The organism is Mesorhizobium sp. P3_A9, assembly GCF_056402975.1.
The window spans coordinates 1-562 of record NZ_JBFUGJ010000814.1; the positions used below are offsets into that span (position 1 = coordinate 1).

Consider the following 562-nt stretch of genomic DNA (forward strand, 5'->3'; position numbering starts at 1 on the left):
TCGGTGGTTTCGACGGACACGATCACGTTTGGCGCGGGCTTGACCGACACGATCACTGGAACGGGCGCCCATATCAATGAGGCGACTGGCGACGTCCTGACGGCGTCGGGCGACACGATCACGGTTGCGGCGGGCGCGACGGCGACGGTGACCGGGAGCGGCAACGCGATCAACGCGGCGACCGGCGACGTGTTGACGGCCTCCGGTGACACAATCACGGTTGCGGCGAGCGCGACGGCGACGGTGACCGGCAGCGGCGACRCGATCAACGCGGGCAGCGGCGACACGCTGACGGCCTCCGGCGACACGATCACCTACGCTTCAAGCGCCACAGGAACGCTGTCGGGCACCGGAAACGCCCTCCATGTGACGACCAGCGACACGATCACGCCCGGCGCGAACGCGACCGATACGATCTCGGGCAGCGGCGCGACGATCGCGGCGGTATCGACGGACGTCCTGACCTTCGCGGCCAGCGCCACCGATACGATCACGGKGACGGGCGCTTCGATCACCGAGAACACCGGCGACAGCCTCACCGCAACCAGCGACACGATTACCT

Annotated in this window: 1 pseudogene; it reads left to right on the forward strand. The window is 68.0% G+C overall.

Features of this window, described 5'->3' with window-relative positions:
• Positions 1-39: 39 nt before the first annotated feature.
• Positions 40-562, forward strand: a pseudogene (locus AC1DX0_RS36890) (hypothetical protein); the annotation flags it as partial.